At 43.4% G+C, this 19,619-nt stretch carries 12 protein-coding genes; 5 read left to right on the top strand and 7 right to left on the bottom strand.

The features are described 5' to 3' along the window. The first annotated feature begins 1 nt into the window (after position 1). From DWZ67_RS15775 to DWZ67_RS15755, 5 genes are all read left to right on the top strand, one after another. Complete coding sequence (locus DWZ67_RS15775) at positions 2 to 3,970, top strand: two-component regulator propeller domain-containing protein (protein ID WP_120139283.1); 3,969 nt, start codon at positions 2 to 4, stop codon at positions 3,968 to 3,970. A gap of 283 nt (positions 3,971 to 4,253) precedes the next feature. Continuing rightward, positions 4,254 to 4,838, top strand: coding sequence for a TetR/AcrR family transcriptional regulator (locus tag DWZ67_RS15770; protein ID WP_016274241.1), 585 nt, complete (start codon positions 4,254 to 4,256; stop codon positions 4,836 to 4,838). Positions 4,839 to 4,869: 31 nt separating this feature from the next. Further along, entirely contained in the window at positions 4,870 to 5,616 is a 747-nt protein-coding gene (fabG, locus tag DWZ67_RS15765; protein ID WP_005828602.1) for a 3-oxoacyl-[acyl-carrier-protein] reductase, read from the top strand. 92 nt (positions 5,617 to 5,708) lie between these two features. Beyond that, complete coding sequence (locus tag DWZ67_RS15760) at positions 5,709 to 6,380, top strand: RluA family pseudouridine synthase (protein WP_005828600.1); 672 nt, start codon at positions 5,709 to 5,711, stop codon at positions 6,378 to 6,380. A gap of 10 nt (positions 6,381 to 6,390) precedes the next feature. Continuing rightward, positions 6,391 to 8,928 carry a prolyl oligopeptidase family serine peptidase gene (locus tag DWZ67_RS15755; RefSeq protein WP_120139282.1) on the top strand — a complete coding sequence of 846 codons (2,538 nt, stop codon included), beginning with the start codon at positions 6,391 to 6,393 and terminating at the stop codon, positions 8,926 to 8,928. Between the two features lie 354 nt (positions 8,929 to 9,282). Here DWZ67_RS15755 and DWZ67_RS15750 read toward each other — a convergent pair whose 3' ends face one another. The 7 genes from DWZ67_RS15750 to DWZ67_RS15720 form a co-directional block, all read right to left on the bottom strand. Continuing rightward, entirely contained in the window at positions 9,283 to 9,465 is a 183-nt protein-coding gene (locus DWZ67_RS15750) for a hypothetical protein (RefSeq protein WP_009037277.1), read from the bottom strand. A 304-nt stretch (positions 9,466 to 9,769) separates the two neighbouring features. Continuing rightward, positions 9,770 to 10,873, bottom strand: coding sequence for a BACON domain-containing protein (locus DWZ67_RS15745; RefSeq protein WP_120139281.1), 1,104 nt, complete (start codon positions 10,871 to 10,873; stop codon positions 9,770 to 9,772). A gap of 29 nt (positions 10,874 to 10,902) precedes the next feature. Beyond that, positions 10,903 to 12,198 carry a DUF4302 domain-containing protein gene (locus DWZ67_RS15740; protein ID WP_229077950.1) on the bottom strand — a complete coding sequence of 432 codons (1,296 nt, stop codon included), beginning with the start codon at positions 12,196 to 12,198 and terminating at the stop codon, positions 10,903 to 10,905. A 24-nt stretch (positions 12,199 to 12,222) separates the two neighbouring features. Beyond that, the gene (locus tag DWZ67_RS15735) at positions 12,223 to 13,119 is read right to left on the bottom strand and encodes a putative zinc-binding metallopeptidase (RefSeq protein WP_034528903.1); all 897 of its coding nucleotides are present in this window, start codon (positions 13,117 to 13,119) and stop codon (positions 12,223 to 12,225) included. Between the two features lie 28 nt (positions 13,120 to 13,147). Beyond that, the gene (locus DWZ67_RS15730; RefSeq protein ID WP_009037273.1) at positions 13,148 to 14,755 is read right to left on the bottom strand and encodes a RagB/SusD family nutrient uptake outer membrane protein; all 1,608 of its coding nucleotides are present in this window, start codon (positions 14,753 to 14,755) and stop codon (positions 13,148 to 13,150) included. Between the two features lie 33 nt (positions 14,756 to 14,788). After that, positions 14,789 to 18,373: a SusC/RagA family TonB-linked outer membrane protein gene (locus tag DWZ67_RS15725; protein WP_120139279.1), complete on the bottom strand. Its 3,585-nt coding sequence runs from the start codon at positions 18,371 to 18,373 to the stop codon at positions 14,789 to 14,791. 146 nt (positions 18,374 to 18,519) lie between these two features. Then, positions 18,520 to 19,614 carry a FecR family protein gene (locus tag DWZ67_RS15720; protein ID WP_009037271.1) on the bottom strand — a complete coding sequence of 365 codons (1,095 nt, stop codon included), beginning with the start codon at positions 19,612 to 19,614 and terminating at the stop codon, positions 18,520 to 18,522. Between the last annotated feature and the right edge of the window lie 5 nt (positions 19,615 to 19,619).

Below are 19,619 nucleotides of genomic sequence, written 5' to 3'. Positions count from 1 at the left end.
TATGAAGCATTTACTGACAGTCATATTTTGTATGATAGTCTATATCACACAGATTAATGCCCGGCTAACTTTTCAAACATTTGATGTAAAGTCTGGAATTTCAGATAACTATGTTATAGCTATGTTACGTGACCAATACGGGTTTATGTGGTTTGCGACACTTAATGGCTTAAATCGTTATGATGGCTATCAATGCAAGCAATATTGGGTTACTGATTCTGATACTTATAGTAATTGTTTTAATAATATATCGGAGGACGCATCAGGTACTATTTGGGTACGTACTCCCGATCAATATTTCTACTACAATAGAGAGTTGGATAAATTGGAAAGTAACATAGAAAAGCGGTTGAGACCACTGGGAATAAATGATAAAATAGAAATGATACATGTTGACTATGAGCAGAATTTATGGTGCATGACTGGGAATAAGCTATATTATTATGATTTTCAGGATAAAAAACTTCAGGAATTATCTTTTCCAGATAAAGAACTATCGCATATAGTTTCCAGACAATCGTATTCTTGCTTGTTATTTTCTAATGGAGAAATCGCACAAGTGGACTGGGAAACAAAAACTGTTCGGAAAATTGTTCAATTAGAACTTCCTCGCTCTGGAGAACATCGTATATATATGGATACCCGGCTTAGATTATGGATTTATACAATATATACCTCCAATCTACAGTGTTATGATATTCAAAATAGAAAGATGTTTGAGTTTCCTGGCAAAGAGACTATACAATCGGATATTGTAAAAGCTATCATAGATGATGGGAATGGTAATATTTGGATAGGTACCAATAGTAAAGGCATATACATCTTGAATGAACAGGCCGATAATCTCATGCACATTCATAGAGATTCAGGAACTCCTTTTTCCTTGTCGAGCAATCACATTAACAGTTTCTATAAAGATAATCAGGGTATTCTGTGGGTTGGAACGACGAAGCAGGGGGTTGCGTTTACCGATTTGAATAATACCGCCTTTGAAATATGTAAAACTCCTGAGCAGGAAGATATCAGTTGTTTTCAAGAAGATAGGAATGGGAATCTGTGGCTTGGATTTGATGGAAAGGGCTTGGCTTGCTATGACAGTAAACAAAAAAACTATAAGTTGTTTAATACTCATAATAGTAATATTCCCTCTAATCTTATTATAGGTTCATATCTTGATTCCAAAGGCAAGATGTGGTTCGGTAGTTATGGGGGTGGCATATTTTATGAACAGAATGGAATCTTTTTCCCTTTTAAACAGACTTTGGAACCAATAGAGTATGTCCGGCATATTGCTGATGACAAATATGGGAATTTATGGGTTGGAACGTTTATGCACGGTCTGTATTGTATAGATAACGGAGGGAAAATAACGTCTTATACAAAAGAGAATTCATGTTTATACACCAATACTATTACAGACTTGGTCTATTCAAGTGACCATGCGATGTTATATATTGGTACTAGTACGGGATTATATGAGTTGAATACTCAAACACAGCAACTTGCTCCAGTGAAAGGGAATGATAATGAAGTGTCATTGATAAAAATGCATATTAGTTGCTTATACCGTGATCAACGGGGATTGTTGTGGATTGGAACCAGACATGGAATTCGAATTTATGATGAAAAAAGTAGAACGCTTACTCGTCTTTCTACAAATGATGGTGTATCTCATCCTTATATACGTGGTATTGTAGAAGACCATAATAAAAATATGTGGATAGCTACAGATTGTGGCATTACTCACATTATTGTGGTTGATGACCCTACTGCCCAAGAGCTGCAATATCGGTGTTATTCCTATTTTAATGAAGATGGTATTGGGGATATTACATTTAACAACTACTCAATTTATTGTAACCGGAAAGGCGAAGTTTTAATGGGAGGTACGGGAAAATATTTAAAGATAGACCCTAATCAGGCTTTGTATCATCCCAACCAACATAAAGTTATTTTTACCGGATTATATTTAGCCAATCAGCGTGTAGACGTAGAGAAAAAAATGCATGACGGGCGAATCTTGTTACAAAAGAATATTCAGTTGCTTGATGAAATTACAATGGATTATTCTGATAGTAATTTTGCATTGGAAATTTCTGCAATGGATTATGGAACACAGCATAAGCTTCAATTTGCATATCGGATGGATGCTAAAGAGGAATGGGTCAGCTTTGAAGGAAATAGAATCCATTTCAACAAACTGTCTCCAGGGATATACAATCTGCAAGTGAAAGTTAATGAACTGCACGGTAGTAGGAATCCAATATCTTATATGACAATTCTGGTACGTCCACCCTTTTGGCTGTCTCCGGTAGCCTATGTTATTTATATGGTACTGTTCTTGTCAGGAGGTGTAGTTTTGCTTAGGCGCCTACGTTCTAGGCATCAACGGATTCTGGTACAACAAAAATGGGAACTTGAAGTAGCCCAGCAGCATGAAATGGATGAAGCAAAGATACGTTTCTTTACAAATATAAGCCATGATTTAAGGACTCCATTGTCACTTATCATAACTCCCTTGGAGAAGTTGATACATTCGGAAAAAGCCGGTCCAATCAAGGACGATTTGGACTTGATGTATCGAAATGCTTCTACTCTGCTTGATGAGGTAAATCAGTTGTTGGATTTTCGTAAACTTGATCAGCAAAAGGTACAATTATCCTTGTCTTACGGAGACATAACTGAGTTTATTGCCGAAACATGCAAGTCTTTCAAGGCGTTATCGCAAAAGCATAATATTGAGTTGAAAGTTTGTATCAACACTTCAAAAATAGAAATGGATTTTGACCGTAACAAAGTGCAGCGAATCATATCCAACCTTCTGTCAAATGCCATCAAGTACAATCATGATAATGGTAGTGTGATAGTTGCTATTGACAAGATATTGGCCGGTGATGGGGAACAGATACATATTCAAATAAGTGACACCGGTATCGGTATCAAAAATGAGAATAAGGATAAGATTTTCGACCGTTTCTTTCAGGAACAGCACATTTCTACTACTTATATTGGGAGTGGTATCGGTCTGCATATTGTGAAAGAATATGTTACTCTCCACGGTGGTGAGATAAAAGTAGAGGATAATCATCCCCAAGGGACTATTTTTACAGTTATCCTACCGATTGCCAAGACATTAAAACTGAATTGTACAGAAGATACATCAGCATTTGATGTGGAAGAACAGTTTCATGCTGATATGTCTTCAGTGGACAGAGAAAAGAACTCTTTACTGATAGTAGAGGACAATGATGACTTTCGTAGTTTTCTTGTCGGTTGTTTGCAAGAATATTATCAGGTATATGAAGCGTCTGATGGAAAGAAAGCTCTCACAGTACTTGCGCAACAATCAATCCATGTGGTAATCAGTGATATAATGATGCCAGTAATGGACGGAATGGAATTATGCCACAAAATAAAGACTGATATCCGCTATTCTCATATTCCTATTATTTTACTTACGGCCCGTACGGCTGAAGAACATATTCTTAGTGGTTTGAAGGAGGGAGCTGATGAATACATTACAAAGCCGTTTAACTTGGAAATACTTTTATTACGTATAAGAAAGTTGTTGATGTGGACTTTGCAGAACCATGATAAATTTAAAACGAGGGACATCTCTCCATCGGAAATAACCATTAGTTCTTTAGATGAACAACTGATAGAGAAAGCCATTCGTATAGTCGAGGAGAATATGGATAATTCAGAATTCTCAGTAGAGGAACTTAGTGCTCAAATAGGAATGAGTCGTAGTGGGTTATATAAAAAGTTAATGCAAATTACAGGAAAATCTCCTTTGGAATTCATGCGGATACTGCGCTTGAAAAGAGGTAGAAAACTTTTGGAAGGAAGTCAAATGAATATTTCACAAATATCTTATCAAGTAGGGCTTTCGCCCAAACAATTTGCCAAGTTTTTTAAAGAGGAGTTTGGATATTTGCCATCCGAATATAAGAAAAAAGAAGAAAAATGAACTTCTCAATAGCTTGGAGTATATTCATTAAGATATTCTTTGTCATTGGTAGCTTCTTATAAGTGAGTAAGAACTACTTGTGGCACTGATTTTTACTCTTGTAGGTCAAGGGAAGAATTTGTAGGAAAATGCTGTTAGATGAAAAAGAATTGTTATCTTTGTCGTGCTCAACTTAAAATAAATAAGTATGAATTGAAACGTTATAATTTGTAAGTGTTTGATATTCAGAACGAAAATAAATAAGCTTTTTTGCTCAAATAATAAAGCAATGTGCAATTAATCTATGACCGTATCGAAGACAAAAGCTAAATTAGTGGACGTTGCCCGTCAGCTGTTTGCAAAGATGGGTGTTGAAAATACCACGATGAATGATATTGCCCTCGCTTCAAAGAAAGGTAGGAGAACGCTCTATACCTATTTTAAGAGCAAGGAAGATATCTACTTGGCTGTTGTCGAGTCGGAGCTGGATATTCTTTCGGATATGATGAAGCACGTGGTAGAGAAAGATATTCAGCCGGACGAGAAACTGATGGAAATGATTTACACTCATCTGGATGCGGTAAAAGAGGTTGTCTTTCGGAATGGTACTCTTCGTGCCAATTTCTTTCGGGATATTTGGAGAGTGGAGAAAGTGCGCAAACGTTTCGATGCTACAGAGACCCTGCTTTTCAAGGAGGTTCTGCGTGAAGGTATGGAGAAGGGTGTTTTCCAGATAGATGACTTGGATATGACTGCCGAGATTGTGCATTACAGTGTCAAAGGTATTGAAACACCTTATATCCGCGGCCATATAGGGGCCAATCTGGACGATGCGGTACGCGATACTTACGTGACCCGTCTGGTACTTGGTGCATTGGGAAAGAAGTAAGAATACATTTTATAAATAATTTTAAAATAATATGGGATTATTAGATGGAAAAACAGCCATTGTGACAGGTGCTGCACGCGGCATCGGCAAGGCTATCGCTTTGAAGTTCGCTCAAGAAGGAGCAAATATTGCATTCACTGACTTGGTGATTGATGAAAATGCCGAGGCTACGGCAAAAGAATTGGAAGCTTTGGGAGTAAAGGCAAAAGCTTATGCCTCCAATGCAGCAAACTTTGAAGACACTGCCAATGTAGTGGCAGAAATCCATAAGGACTTTGGACGTATTGATATTCTGGTAAACAATGCCGGTATTACACGTGACGGTCTGATGATGCGTATGAGCGAACAGCAATGGGATATGGTTATCAATGTCAACCTGAAATCGGCATTTAACTTTATCCATGCCTGCACACCCATCATGATGCGCCAGAAGGCGGGTAGCATTATCAATATGGCATCTGTGGTAGGTGTTCACGGCAATGCCGGCCAGGCCAACTATTCTGCTTCCAAAGCCGGTATGATTGCTTTGGCCAAGTCTATCGCTCAGGAGCTGGGTTCTCGTGGAATCCGTGCCAATGCCATTGCTCCGGGCTTCATCATGACAGCCATGACCGACGCCTTGTCTGAAGAGGTGAAGGCTGAATGGTGCAAGAAGATTCCTTTGCGTCGTGGCGGCACACCCGAAGACGTGGCAAATATCGCTACTTTCCTGGCTTCTGATATGTCTTCTTATGTATCCGGTCAGGTTATTCAGGTAGATGGTGGGATGAATATGTAATTTAATGATTAATGATTAGTGATTAATGTTTAATGAGAAGTTGGGTGTTAGTCATTAATCATTAATCACTAATCATTAAACATTAACAACCGATGACTGTCGTATACGAAGACAATCATATCATTATAGTCAACAAGACCGCTTCCGAGATAGTTCAGGGAGACAAAACGGGTGATACACCGCTTTCGGAAACTGTAAAGCAGTACCTGAAAGAGAAGTACAGCAAGCCTGGAAATGTCTTTATCGGTGTCGCTCACCGGCTGGACCGCCCCGTGAGCGGTCTTGTTGTTTTTGCCAAGACCAGTAAGGCACTGTCGCGTCTGAACGAGATGTTCAAGAATAGCGAGGTGAAGAAGACTTACTGGGCAGTAGTGAAGAACTTGCCCCGCGAGGAAGAGGGGGAATTGGTGAACTATCTGGTGCGAAATGAGAAACAGAACAAGAGTTATGCATACGACAAGGAGGTGCCGGGCAGCAAGAAAGCGATTTTGCATTACCGGCTCATCGGGCGGTCGCAGAACTATTATCTGTTGGAAATAGATTTGAAAACCGGACGCCATCACCAGATACGTTGTCAGTTGGCAAAGATGGGCTGTCCCATCAAGGGAGATTTGAAGTATGGTTCGCCCCGCTCCAATCCCGACGGCAGCATCTGTCTGCATGCGCGGTATATCCGTTTTGTGCATCCGGTGTCCAAAGAACTGATAGAAGTGGAGGCGCCCGTTCCTCCCGGAAATTTATGGAATGGTTTTGAAACGATTTAATCTTACAGTAATGAAGAAAATCACAGTTTTGTCGGGTTTGCTGCTCCTTGCGGGATTGGCTGCCCAAGCTCAGGAAAGAGTTGCTGAGTATAACGTGCGTCCGGCCGTTACGGTGCGCACTCCCCTCCAGGGCGATAGTATCAACTTCAAGGGAGACAAGTTTACTACCGGCAATCTTCTGAAGACGAAGGTCAGTCTCGACTTCGACGGAGGTCGGTACGAACGTATGGTTGCTGATACGGCTGGATATGTAACTGTGGCAAAGGCGGACAAGGACAATCTGTTCTATCTGTTTGCTACCAATCTGCGTGCGGAGCGTTTCATGAAGGGCAAGCTGAATGTATATTCTCCTGCCCGTTTTGAGGTGTTTGTAAACGGTGAATCCAAGCAAGTCAAGGAGACAGCGGAGGACAGCTTGTCGCAGGTCCGTCCTACGGCTGTCAGTTTGCGTATGGACCCCGAAGCGGATTATGAGATTGTCATCAAGTTGCTTTCAAGCGCGGACGACAAGATGCAGCCGATGCTGAAATGCGAATTTGAAAAGGAAAAGGACTTTGCCGATGTAGCCTGCCGGATGGCACCGGACATGAAGAGACGTTTCTCTTTGTTCAACACCAATTTCGGCTCCCGAGCGAGCAGGGTTTCTCTTTCGCCCAACGGCAAGTATCTGCTGACCCGCTATTCGGACAATTACGACGTGAAGCGTCCCAGGACCCGTTGTGAGCTGACCGAGGTAAAGACCGGCCGGGTGATATTGCCCAATGCCAATGAAAAGATGAACTGGATGCCCAACAGCAACAAGCTCTATTATACGGTTATGGGCGAGGAGCAGAATGACCTGGTTGTGTTCGATCCTGCCACGATGCGTGAGGAAGTGCTGCTGAAGAATGTTCCCGAAGGATATTTCAGCTGGTCTCCTACAGAAGACTATCTTATTTATATGCTCACGGACGAGGGCGAAAAGGTGAGTGGCCCGTTGAAACGTCTCTTGCATCCGGACGACCGTATCCCCAATTCTCGTGACCGCTATTATCTCATGAAATACGATGTGGAGACGGGCCTTTCCGAGCGTCTGACCTACGGTAGTCACAACGTCTATCTGAATGATATTTCCCCGGATGGCAAGAAACTGTTGTGCAGCACTTCCAAGTCGGACATCACTCGATGCCCTTTCTCCCTCTCTTCTCTTTTCGAGATTGATTTGGCCACCTTGCTGGCAGATACGCTGGTCGCCTGGGATGCTTATCTGGGAAGTGCTTCTTACTCTCCGGATGGGAAGCAGCTTCTGGTGACGGGCAGTCCGTCTGCTTTCGGAGGCATTGGCAAGAATTGCGGTGAACATCCCATAGCCAATGACTTTGATACCCAAGCATTCATTATGGATTTGGCTACAAAGAAAGTGCAGGCTATCACGCGCGATTTCAATCCTACAGTGTCTCCCGTGCAGTGGAACCGTGTGGACGGATGTATCTATTTCGATACGACTGATGGGGATTGCAGGCATATATACCGTTATGTTCCGAAGACGGGCGGCTTTGAAATGCTTCCGCTTGAAGAGGATGTGATTACTTCTTTCACGCTGGCAAACGATAATCCGGCAGTGGCTGCCTATGTGGGTGGCGGGAATACCAGTACGGGCGTAGCTTATACGTATGACACGAAGAAGAAAGTCTCTACTTTGCTGGCTGATCCGATGAAACCTGTTCTCGATAAGATTGAATTGGGGCAGATGGAGGAGTGGAATTTCACAGCTTCGGACGGTACGGAGATAAAGGGAATGGTTTGTCTGCCGCCGTCTTTTGACCCGAACAAGAAGTATCCGCTTATCGTATACTATTATGGAGGAACGACTCCTACAACCCGCGGTATAACTTCCCCGTACTGTGCACAGTTGTTTGCGTCACGTGACTATGTGGTTTATGTTATCCAGCCCAGTGGTGCCATCGGGTACGGCCAGGAGTTCTCTGCACGCCATGTCAATGCATGGGGTGAGCGTACGGCCGATGAGATCATTGAAGGTACGAAGAAATTCTGTGCAGCCCATCCGTTTGTCAACGATAAACGTATCGGATGCCTGGGTGCCTCTTATGGAGGATTCATGACGATGTATCTGCAGACTAAGACGGACATGTTTGCTGCCGCTGCCTCGCATGCTGGCATCAGCAATGTGACGAGCTATTGGGGCGAGGGTTTCTGGGGATATTCCTATAACTCTGTTGCGGCAGCCGATAGCTATCCTTGGAATAATCCCGATTTGTTTACGAAACATGGAGCGCTGTTCAATGCAGACAAGATTAAGACTCCTCTGTTGTTGCTGCATGGCACGGTGGATACGAATGTACCTATCGGTGAAAGTATCCAATTGTATAATGCGCTGAAGATATTGGGTAAGCCGGTGGAATTCATTACTGTGGATGGTGAGAACCATTTTGTGCTTGATTATGCAAAGCGTGAATTGTGGCACAATTCAATCATGGCTTGGTTTGCCCGTTGGTTGCAGGATAGCCCGGCATGGTGGAATGACCTTTATCCGGAAAGACACTGGTAATCCGGTTCCTCCCGAATTTGAATAGGTGATAGGCTGCGGAACTGTTTTGATGCTTCGCAGCCTATCTTGCGCCATAACGTGTTTATAATGAATGGGATGCTGCTTTATTTTCTCTTTACTCGTTTTAAAGTTCCACTTTATCGCTGATAAAGCGACACTTTAGTCGCGATAAAGTGATGCTTTAATGGTGATAAAGTACTGCTTTATCCGCGATAAAGTGGCACTTTAATGCCGATAAAGAAAAATAAAGTTCCTTCCTGTTGGTAATGAGTAGCTTAGGAAGATGAAATGAAAAAAGCCGTTTCCCAGAATAGACAAGGGGGAAACGGCTTTTTTGTTGTAGTGTGCTTACTGTTATTGGGCCACTTTTGCTGTGTCTTGGACGTTCTCGGCTTTCTGCAAAGTATCCGTTACCACAGTGTCGTTAGACAAGGTGGTTGTCTTACTCGGCTGTTCTACCGGAGCCTTAGCTTGAGCCAAGAACGATCCGCCACAAACAAACATAAACAGGGCTGCTACTAATACTAATTTTTTCATAATTCATTTGCTTTAGGTTGATAATATATTGTTGTTAAGTCTAAGTGCTTGCTTGTTGTAGCGCTTGTGGCTTACGCTTAATATAGGTCAAATGATGTGCCAAAAGATGTGCGTGCTGATTAAGATGTTGAAGATTAGCTGCATACGCTTTTGCGCGCTGTGTGGTATAGTGTGGAAAAGTGTGGAATGTGTGGAGGGGAGTGTGGAATAATTCCACGCTTTTTGTTTTTATAACTGAAGAAGAGAGGAGAATAGCGGAATTACCGGCTTATATTCCCCTCTCTCTCAGAGGCTTTTAATAATATCAGTCTTTGTTCATAGTAAAGAAATAGAAGGCATCAGTGAAACCTTCATTATTGGCTCCATTGATTTTTGAACCTTCTTTAAAGAGAGATAATTGGAAAGCTATTTGTGTATAGTTTTTCCATTCACCGGTGTCTATCATATTCATAGAGAGACTGGAAGTGACTTCATCCCATTCAATGGCGAAAACTATTTCATATTTGGCCAGATAGCTTGTGGCAATCAATCCGCTTTTACCCTGTGCCACGGTGATGGCGCGCATTTCATGGCGCTTTCCGCTTTCATCGACTATCATGTCGACAAAGGTTGTATTCCCGATTTTCATGATACGCTTGTTCTCGTCGTATACCAATGGAACCTTTATGCCTTTTATACGACTCAAATCCTCAAAGTAATAGAGGGTGGGGTTGTCATCGTCGCGAGTCAGTCGTACCCCACTTTGTACACGTTCCTCACGTTCTTTGGCGTTTGTGCCGATAGGCCGTTCATATTTGGCTGTATAGGTGCCGGCATAACCGTGGGGACCTAATTGTACGAATATATACTTTTTGTCTCCCAGTACTGATTTGAAGGTGATGCTCCCGCTGCGCAGGTCACCGGTATTCTGCCCTATGGATACGGTGTAGGTATCACCCTTCAATTCTCCGTTCATCCAGGAAGGGGCACTGAAGTCTGTGTCATACTCACAACTGATTTTGGCAGGTATCTGTACCTCGTTGGCTTCGGCAGGGACAAAATAGAGTCTCTCGCCTTGAAGCCCCCAAATGATGCCTGCTTGGTGGACGGTGACTTGAGCTTTCTTTACGCCATCGCTAAGGGTGATAAGAGCACTTCTGCCTTCACGGGCAATCAAGGACTCGACATGAACGGTTACTATATTTCCTGATATACTGGTGGTACACCATTCCTCGCTTGAAGTGGCATTCAGAATACGGTCGGTTTTCACTTCAATGACGCCTTGGGAGGCTTCGGCAGAGAAGTTCACATCGGATTTTACTATTTCCAGTTTTTGGGAGCTTGTCAGTTCTGAATAATCCTCTTCACTGCAGCCGGTTGCTAGTGTGAGGAGTCCAGCAAGCAACCATAATAGATGTATTTTTTTCATTATTGTTCAATTTCTATGGTTAATACTTCTTATCGGGCAATCTTGAACCAGGTATTGCTGTCGGATATACTGCTCATGATTGCTGATGTGGGGTTGTCTATGTCGTCAAATTCCACTTTGTAAGGGCTGTGCTCTCCGATGAATGTAGCGAGGGGTTGCATGAAATTGTATAACTCGAAATCATAACCGGGACCCAGCAGAATGATGCTCACTTGATTGTCCGTCCCGTCAATGGGGCGCATGTCAATACCGTAGGAAATATCGTAGTCATCCATGAACCAGCTGCTTGTCCATCCTATACAGATAGGATAGGTGTCACCTGCCGGGTAGCTGGGATTCTTTCCTATGAACATGCTTGTAATGTCTTCTCCCATTTCGTCCCTATCTTTTTCGTTGATCTCCTGAAGCAATGTCCATAAATTGTCACTCATTTCGGCTTTTTCATCATCAAAGTCGAAACTGAAAGACCACTTCATAGTACCGGCGCAGAACACTTCCATTTGATTAGGACGCGGAAAACTGACATTGGAATCCACTGCTTTCAGTTGCATATCCTCTTCCAGTATAAATTCTTGGAAAGTGCTGCCGTCAATGCTCACCGGCTCATAGAGACGGATGCCCTTATCCGTGAAGAGGTAAGGTCTGTTGGTGCGTTGGGTAACATTGTCTTGTTCGGGGTAATAGGTGAACTGTTTGGCATTCAGCAGGCATGCATGTGTATTGCCATTTACTTCAAGTCTCAAACGTGGACTGGCAGACAGACGGTCGCTCATATCCAACACTTTCTTTATATAAGTACTGGCGGGCTCTCTGAGACGGGTCAGCATCATGCGATTGCCGTGTTTTTTCCCTTTCAGTAGAATGATGTCTTGTCCTACTTCCTTAAAGGAAAATTCATAGTCGCCTTCAAAGCCGGTTGGGTTGTCACTGTCAGTCGGCTCCGACCAATAGTGCAGAAGTGGGTTGTAGGAATCGAAAGTAAGGATTACTTCCTGCTCGGCTTTTACTTGATAGAGTGAGGTGACCTCAGTGCCTGCCGGCCAACTTTCTCCACTGTCGTTGGCATAGGATATCTCGGAAGCAATGGCAGATTTCCCATTTTTGAACACGACGGTGAGGGTATAGCCACCCAGGGAACCGTCAGAAGGATAATAATCCATAATCCAGCCGTTTTCACTGTTCTCGAGCAGGTCGGTATACTCTGTCACTGCTTGGTTGAGTCGTTGGGCAGCTGAAGAGTCGAATAAGTCTGCCTCTTCATTTACGCATGAGCAGATGCAGGCCAAGTTGCATAGTAAATAGAATGTATATATAAACTTCTTCATATTTTTCATAACGATTGATAGTAATTAATCAGTTTCATCAAGTGTAGCGACGGGGCTTAGGTCTAATGTCCCATCGGTAACGTCACTCAGACGTCGCTGGGTGACGTTGCGAAGCTCGTCAAGGTTGATATTCCATGTTTCGCTCATATACTGTCTTGCCATGTTAAGCTTGCGGACGATGAGGCTTGCTCCGTTTTCGCCTGCTTTGGATAACAGTTCTTTCCACTCCGTGGGTTTTATGGAAACGTATATGGCAATTGTTTCTGCAAAATCTTCGTCAGGCTGGCTGCTGGCGTATGCATTGACAAAACCTTTTGCTTGTGCTTCTTCATCATCGGATAGGTACCAGTCATTGTCTACGTAATTGCCTTCGGAGATACGCTGGAACTCTGTATCATAGTTCTTTGTCTGATGAAGGATGTGGACAAATTCGTGGTGCATGGTCTCAAAATAGAGTGAGTTTAGGGTAGCGGCATCGAGAGTAAAGTAGTTCACCATGTAGAGTGTAATCTTCAATCCTCCTTCTGCTTGACCCAGTACGACAGATCCTGTCTCTTCATAGGCAGGAGAGCCTACCATATGAATGATTTTAGGAACATAAGTACAAGTGAAGTCCAGTCCTGCTACTTCGTCATACGCTTCTAGCCAAGTGTACTTCACCACTTTGGCCAATTTCTGTGCCATAATGAAATCGGCAGGTGCAAGTGTATAGTTGAAGTCGGTTTCCATATCTTCCAGCCGATATATCAGCTTGATATTATAGGTATCTGTATAGTTCTTTTTCAGCCATTGGTCGAAGCTGTTCTTTTCCGTGGTCGGTTCGTCGGTGAAAATACTGTTACGGTCCAGTTCTTCTTCCTGGCAGGAAGTGAATTGTAGTAATGCGAACGCCATGGCAATGATATAAAAGTAGATTCTCATAATGTTCAATATCTAGTTGTAAAGGTTATTAATTGCGAGGATTGGGTTCCATGCCAGCGTTGATAACACTTTGTGGCAGTTGGATGGCCCTGCGTGGGTCGTCGGTTTTCAGCTCATCGGTAATAGTGATTTGACTGCCCAATACGGTACGGCGGTAGATTTCAATGCCGTAGCGCTTGATGTCAAACCAACGTTTGCCTTCGTGCAGCAGTAGGATACGGCGTGCATGCAGAATGGCATGGATGAAATTCTCTTGCGTACCCGCTGCCACAGTAAAGTCGGGATGAAGTCGTTTTTTGGGAGTGGCAACTTTCGAAGTATAGTATTCCATACCCGAAATAAGTTTACCTTTGGAGTCGTATACCGGAGTACCGTAAAAGGTATTGATGTCTTCTACTGTAACGTCAGAGGTGGATTCATAGAAAGCCTTTCCCCAAATGTTGAGATCTGCCAGTGCCTTGTCATATTCTCCCTTCATGGCATAGGCTTCGGCACGTGTCAGCAAGATTTCATCAGTGGTAAGTGCCGGATACATGACATGAAGATAACCGATTCCGTTAGTCATGTCCGTAAGTTCCATGTATTCGGCCATTTTAGCCATAATCACTTTGGGTATAGCCGGATAAGACGGGATTCGGAAATAGAATTCTTCGCGGTTTCCCCAGGGGGTGTCGGCGCACGATTCAGAAGAGGCAATGGTTACATTGTGCGTGTAGCGTGAACCGGTTTTATAGGGCCCATAGGTACGCGCCCATACCGAAAAGGTGGAATAAAGCAGGAGGTTGGCCCTATCCTTGACGTCTGCATAGGCTTTGGCACGTACGGAGTTGTTACTTTCTTTAGCGCCTATGGTAGCCCAGTCACGCAATACTTCTGCAGGGGTATTGCCTAAAACTTCACCGGCATATTGAATTACTTTGTCATAGTTTGATTTGTCTTTTTGAACGTAGAACAAATAGAAGCGTGCAGCAAAGGCATAAGCAGCTTTGCGGTTGAAGTGGTATTTGGGAACGGAGAGATGTTCATCATTCATTAGGGGCAGTGCCTCTTCTATATCATCTGCCATTCTTTGATAGTCTTCCGCTACTGTGCCGCGGCTGTAGTGGGGAGATACAGCACTTTCTGATTCCGTCATGTAAGGAATGCCAAGATCGGTAGTGCTGCTTTGAGAGTTATAATTCAGGCAAAAAATATTGGTAAGTACCCAATGAGCATAGGCACGGCACATTAGTGCTTCTCCTTTTTGTGGGAGTAAGGATGAGGGAGTTCCCATTTCTTCAATGGCTTGCAGTGCAAGGTTGGCAGACGCTATAGCCTTGTAGCAGTCATTCCATAGGTCATATGGACTATCCATCTCCTTTTCGGTGATGTCTTCCCATAGAGCTGCCTGTTCTTGTAATTTGTTGATGGCGGTATAGGAGGAAAGTCCGTTTTTATCTGTGTTGTCCGAAGACATTTCGGCTATCAGTGCATAATGGCTGTTGGGATATGCCGATACCAATAGGCTGGTAATTTTCTCTTCGGTGTCAACGGTTGCCCGGTTGTCCGGCATTTTGTCCAGATAGTCGCTGCAGGAAGTACATAGGGCGGTACAGATGGCTGCTGCTGTATAAAGTATGATATGTTTCTTTTTCATGCCTAGTATTCTGATAAAGTTTTTCATTAAAAATTAAATACCGAATTTCAGTGTCAGTGTAAACTGTTTGGGTACGGGAGCGGATACACCACCAGTGCGGAAGAATTCCGGGTCTTGTCCATTCAGTTTGTCATCTGCATAAATCAGGAAAAGGTTGGTTCCTTGCAATTTCATGGAAAGGTCGCTTATTCCTATTTTACTGGTCCATCTTTTGGGAAAGTCATAGGAGAACGATATTTCTTTCATGCGGATAAAGTCTCCTTTGGCTACACGCGCTGTGGAATAGTTGTAGGCGTTATAGAGTACTTTCAAATAGCGATCATTGGTGTTCTGGCCATTGGATACAATAACCGGAACTTGGGTCACGGTTTCGTTTCCGGCGGCAATCCAGCGGTTTTTGAACTCTTTTGGCATGGCATCCAAGTCGGAATAGGAGCTGCTGAATACCGGATCAAGACGGATAACATTTCCCATGGAGTAGGTCATGAAGACATTCAACTTGAAACCTTTGTAGCTGAATATATTGCCGAAACTTCCGGTTATGGTAGGGTCTGTAGGTCCTTCGTATACCAGATGTTCCAGATTTTGACTTTGAAAATTAATATCTTCTCCGTTACAAGTCAAATTACCGTCTTGGTCGATAAATGTAGGTAGACCATCTTGGTTCAGTCCTTGGAAATTGTAGGAAAACAGACTTCTTACCGGATATCCTTTCAAGGCAAATCCGCTGCCGGATACTACGGACATGACCTCTGTTTCGGAATCGAGTTTGGTGACTTCGTTTTTGGCATGCGAGAAGATGAAATTTGTGTTCCAGGAGAAATCACGCGTCTTGATGTTGCGGGTAGAAAGGGTGAATTCTACACCATGTGATTTCATGCTGGCCACATTGGCAAATTTGCTGATTTGTCCACCCACACCTTCTGTTTGGATAATTCCTATTAAGTCATAGTTGTTACGTTTATACCAGTCTGCAGCCAAGTTGATTCGGTTATCTAAAAAACCGACTTCCATACCGATATTCAGTTCATGCTTCTTTTCGTAGGTCAGTTCGTCGTTGGCCAGGTTCAGTATCTGGAGTCCGCTTTCCTGGATATTTGTTCCTGGTCGGTAAGGTTTGTAACTGTTAATTTCAATCAGAGAATTGCTGACTGATGATGGGCCCGGGTCACCGGTCAACGAATAGGAAGCTTTGAGGGAAAGGTGGGAGATGGAGTTGCGCAGTGATTCCCAAAAGGTCTCTTCGTGTACATTATAGGCACCGGATATATTCCAGGTAGGTAACCAACGGGCAGTCCGGCTTTTTCCCAGACGGTTGGTCCCCTCGTATCGGATGGTCCCATTTACAGTATATTTCCCTTTATAGGAGTAAGTGGCATTCCCGAAGAAAGCAGTTGAACGGCTGGCTGTATTGGCAAGTGAATAATAGTCTGCACCATCTTCAATGCTTTTTTTGAAGAACTGGTAGACGTAGAAAGGAATTTCTCCCATGGAATATTGCATACCCCATCCATTAAAGTAGGTCTTGTTGCGGTCAATGGAATTGGCCTCAGTACCGGCAAATAAATTAATGATATGATCTTCACCGAAGTTGGTATTGTAGTTCGCTGTAGCCCGGAAGTCATAACTTAGCATTTTGTAGGTGGTTTTTTGGTATATACCTCCTTGTGGCAAAACAGAGATAGGTAAGTCATAATCATAATCCGGGTCGTCGTATAGGAACGGATTGTTGTCACGAATGGTAGCATCGTCCATAGCCCGGTAAGCCATAGCTTGATTGGCGTCATCCTTTATGATATGTTCATTGCCGGTTTCTGAAAATTTGGCGGCTCCTAACACTCCGAGTTCCAGTCCCTTTATGGGTTTCCATTTCAGTTCGCCTTGGAATTTAAGGTCTACCACATCCAGGTTCATGTAATTATTATCCAATTCGTGCCGGATGTTGAAATCTGCATAGTTACGGGTATAGAAGGTGTGTGCATCCAGTGTACGCGATGTATTCATGGAATAGGAGTAAGGGTTGATGTCAAAATCGCGTCTTACTTCACCGGACACAGGGTCTATACTCTGACTTAATGTGCCAGGGGCTTTCTGCTTACGGTAGGAAGCTGAGGATATCAGATTCAAACTCAGTTGTTGGGAAATAGTGTAAGTTGTGTTTACATTAGCGGTATAACGGTTTACTTTGCTTTGTTGGTACCATCCCGGGTCGTTCATGACACTCAATGAAGCATAGAACGAGACCTTGTCTGTACCGGTTGAAACGCTGACCGAATGATTTTGTGTGATGTTGCTGTTAAAGAGCTCGTCGAACCAGTTTGTATTCCGGTATTCTGCGGAGCGTAGGTATTCATTTTCTGCGGCGGGAGTATTGGCCAATGCAAAGGTACCGGTTATCGGGTCGTAGCTATTCTGGAGCTGGTACATTTTACCATAGACACCGCTTTGGGAGGCACGGTAGGTTTCGGCGAAATTCAGCCAGCCTTTTTGCCTCATTTCCTTGTAGACACCCATCTGTTCTTGTGAATTCATGATGTTGAACTCGGAATAACTTGGAATCAAGCGGAGGGAGAATTCACCGGTATAACTGATTCTGCTCTTTCCGGCCATACCTTTCTTGGTAGTGACAACAATCACACCGGCCATGGCTCGTGCTCCGTAAATGGAGGTTGCTGAACCGTCTTTCAGAATCTGAAAGCTTTCAATATCATCGGAATTCAATCCTGCAATGGCTGAGCTGATTAGTGTTTCTGCATCTCCTGATGAGAGATCGTCGGCGCTGACTTCTGTCACATCTTCCATAATCACACCGTCCACTACCCAGAGTGGCTTGCTGTTACCATATATGGAGGTGGCACCGCGTACGCGGATTTTAGGAGCTGTACCGAATGTGCCGGATACATTCTGTACAGATACACCGGCTGCCCTGCCCTCAAGCGAACGGCTGATGTCAGGCAAGCCGCTTAATTTCATCTCTTCGCTTTTCAAACGGGTGGAAGCGCCGGTAAATAGACGTTTGTCCATTTTCTGCATGCCAGTAACAACCACTTCTTGCAGTTCTTGGGCATCTTCGTGCATCACCAGATTCATGAACTGCTCGGAGGCCTTAACCATTAATGGCTGCATACCTACATAGGTAAGGTTGATAGAGGTTGCTCCGGCTGGCAACTGAAGTTTGAAGTAGCCGTCTATGTTTGTGATGACTCCTGTTGTGTTGTCGGGGGTACTTACGGCCACACCGGGTAATGGTTGGCTGTTCTCATCTGTGACCCGCCCCGTGACCGTACGCGTTTGCTTGTCTTTTTTGTTATCAGTGGAAATGATGCTGATAAAATTCCCGTTTTGTGTATACGTGAACGGTTCATTGCCAATGATTGCTTTGATAGCTTCTCCTACTGAGGTAGTCTTGATGGAGCAAGTTGCCTTGCGGTTTTTGACATCGTCGTAGGTAAATAGGATTTTGTACCCAAAGGCTTTGCCTACCTTTTTCAATGCGTCCGACCATTCTTCGTTGTCGAAAGTGAGCTGAATGGTTTCTTTTTGTCTCTCTTGTGCGGTCGCTTGTGAAATTGCCAGCGACAATAACAAGACAAATAGAAACAAAAATCTTTTTCTCATTGCACTTTTGATTTTAAAATTATACTTTATGATTCATTTAGCTGTTTGGGACCCGGCTATATATAAAGTACGATTGAAATCAAAAAACGGGTATGCTTTTTTAAGAAAAAGTAAAAAATAAAAGGAATAATGGGTGTCAGAGCCGATTATTCAATGATAACTTTATTTTCTTTCACACTTGCTTTTACCTTATTCAAGCTGTTCAACAAAGTAATGGCTTGCTCTAATGTTTCATGGCGTTTGGCAAGGAAGTGCAGGCGGATGTTCTTGTCTGAAGGGTGGATAAAGATGATGTCTACATTGTACCATCTTCCTAGGTCACGCATAATTTCTACCAAGGGCTTGTTGTCGAAATAGAAGTAGCCATCTTTCCATTCCACATATTCATCCGCATCAATATGGCTGATGGAGAAGTCTCCTTCTTTGTTCAGACAAGCTTGCTCTCCCGGAGCAAGTAGCTTACTTAGGTTATTCTGGCGATTTTTAACCTTTACTTGGCCATTGATGAGCGTGACTAGAGCCTCGCTTGAGGGATAATTGCGGATGTTGAATTCTGTACCGAGTACCTGTGTGTGCAGATTCTCTGTGTAGACAATGAAAGGGTGTTGCTTGTCGTGTGCTACCTTGAAATAGGCTTCTCCTTGCAGATGGACTATTCTTTCGTTTCCTTTGAAACGGGAAGGATAAGATAGCTGGCTTTCAGCATTGAGCCAGACCTCAGTCCCGTCTGATAAGGTCAGTTTGAATTCCTTCTTGCGTGGAGTACTGACTGTTTGCATAGAAACCTCTTGCCGGATGTTGTTTCGGTAGTCCAGCCTGCCTTGTTCGTCATTTTGTGCACCGAATATGCCGGACAATTCATCTGCAGATGTCTGCTGATTGAGTTCTATGTGGTTTCCTTCTTGGTTCTGCAATGTAATTTCTGTCAAGCTGTTATCGGCCAGAAAGATTGTTTCTGGTAATTCCTTCTCTTTTGAATTATTCGGGCCAGAAAGAACTTGGAATAACCATATGCATCCAAGTAATACGGCAGCTGTTATTGCATTGCTGACTATTATCAGTTGTCTGGTTGATAGGCGTTGCTGCTTTTGTTTGAAACGCTTCAATTCTGCCTCCACATCCGGTTGCTTCGTGTTCGTCAAGAGGAAATGATGTCGTAGGGCAACTTCCTCTTTTGTTGTCATCTTTTCACTTTCCGTCGGAAGTGGTTGATTGTTGGTATGTAGTGAATGCTCTTCCATGATGA

This window comes from Bacteroides sp. AF34-31BH, from assembly GCF_003602795.1.
GTDB classification, from domain to species: domain Bacteria; phylum Bacteroidota; class Bacteroidia; order Bacteroidales; family Bacteroidaceae; genus Bacteroides; species Bacteroides uniformis.
The sequence above is the reverse complement of the archived record's forward strand: the minus strand, read 5'-3'. Positions and strand labels throughout refer to the sequence as shown.